The organism is Streptomyces sp. NTH33 (genome assembly GCF_003236365.1).
In the GTDB taxonomy this organism is placed as follows: Bacteria; Actinomycetota; Actinomycetes; order Streptomycetales; family Streptomycetaceae; genus Streptomyces.
The window spans coordinates 1-1,493 of sequence record NZ_POTZ01000866.1 but is presented as its reverse complement, the minus strand read 5'-3'; the positions used below and the strand labels follow the sequence as shown (position 1 = coordinate 1,493).

1 protein-coding gene and 1 pseudogene are annotated in these 1,493 nt (G+C 72.7%); both read left to right on the top strand.

Translation table 11 applies throughout. The features are described from left to right. Positions 1 to 297 (top strand): annotated as a pseudogene (locus tag C1I97_RS37090) (hypothetical protein); the annotation flags it as partial. 163 nt (positions 298 to 460) lie between these two features. Continuing rightward, positions 461 to 1,493: serine/threonine-protein kinase (locus C1I97_RS37085; RefSeq protein ID WP_111007262.1), on the top strand; the 1,033-nt coding region annotated here is incomplete at its 3' end.

Here is a 1,493-nt window from a genome sequence, read left to right as displayed (position 1 = left end):
GACCTGGGCACCTCGCTGCTGTTCTTCGGGCTGTTCGTGGTCATGCTGTACGTCGCCACCGGGCGCACCGGCTGGATCGCGGTCGGGCTGCTGCTCGCCGTGGCCGGGCTCGGCTGCCTCAAGGGGTGCCTGTTCACGATCGTCATCCTGTTCGTGGCGGGATGGCTGGTCTGGGAGCTGACTCCGCTGCAGGGCTGGATCGGGACCGGCAAGGGCTACTGGGAGCAGCTGAGCGACTGGACTCAGGAGGTCTCCAAGTGGGTCAAGGACCTGGGCGGCGGCTCCGGCGGCAACTGACGGCGCGTGGGCGGAGGGGCGTGCGGGCTCTGTCCCGCCGTCGCCTCCGCTCTCGTGAGTTTGGGGATTTGTCGACAGTCCGCGGGTGATTTCCGCCTCCGTGGTGAAGGTCGGCTCGGGGGACGCGTAGTTTTATCGGCAACACGCGTCTGTAGGAGCAGTCTTGGCACGGAAGATCGGTAGCCGGTACACCGCCCACCAGATCCTGGGGCGGGGCAGCGCCGGCACGGTGTGGCTCGGCGAGGGACCCGACGGGCCCGTCGCGATCAAGCTGCTGCGCGAGGACCTCGCGTCCGACCAGGAGCTCGTGGGCCGCTTCGTACAGGAGCGGACGGCGCTGCTGGGTCTTGAGCACCCGAACGTGGTCTCCGTACGGGACCTGGTGGTCGACGGCAACGACCTCGCCCTCGTCATGGACCTGGTCCGCGGTACGGACCTGCGCACCCGTCTGGAGCGGGAGCGGCGGCTCGCGCCCGAGGCGGCGGTGGCGATCGTGGCCGACGTGGCGGACGGGCTGGCCGCGGCGCACGCGGCGGGGGTCGTGCACCGGGACGTCAAGCCGGAGAACGTGCTGCTGGACATGCAGGGGCCGCTGGGACCCGGCGGTGCGCACCCGGCGCTGCTGACGGACTTCGGCGTGGCCAAGCTCATCGACTCGCCGAAGCGGACGCGCGCGACGAAGATCATCGGTACGCCGGACTACCTCGCGCCGGAGATCGTGGAAGGGCTGCCGCCGCGGGCCGCCGTGGACATCTACGCGCTGGCCACGGTGCTGTACGAGCTGCTGGCGGGCTTCACGCCGTTCGGCGGAGGGCACCCGGGCGCGGTGCTGCGCCGGCACGTCACGGAGACGGTGGCACCGCTGCCGGGCATCCCGGACGAGCTGTGGCAGCTGCTCGTGCAGTGCCTGGCGAAGGCGCCGGCCTCGCGGCTGCGGGCCTCGGAGCTGGCGGTGCGGATGCGGGAGCTGCTGCCGATGCTCGCGGGGATGCCGCCGCTGGACGTGGACGAGCCGGACGCGGACCCGGAGCGGGAGCGGGAGCCGGGTGAGGAGGCGTCCGCGCGGCCGTCCGCGGAAGCGGCCGGGGAGCGGGTGCGGCGGCGGGGAGCGGTCCCGCTGGTGCCCGGGGCGAAGCCGGACTCCAACCGGGACACGCACACGTCGATGCGGGTGCCGGGGCCGGACGAGCTGGCGG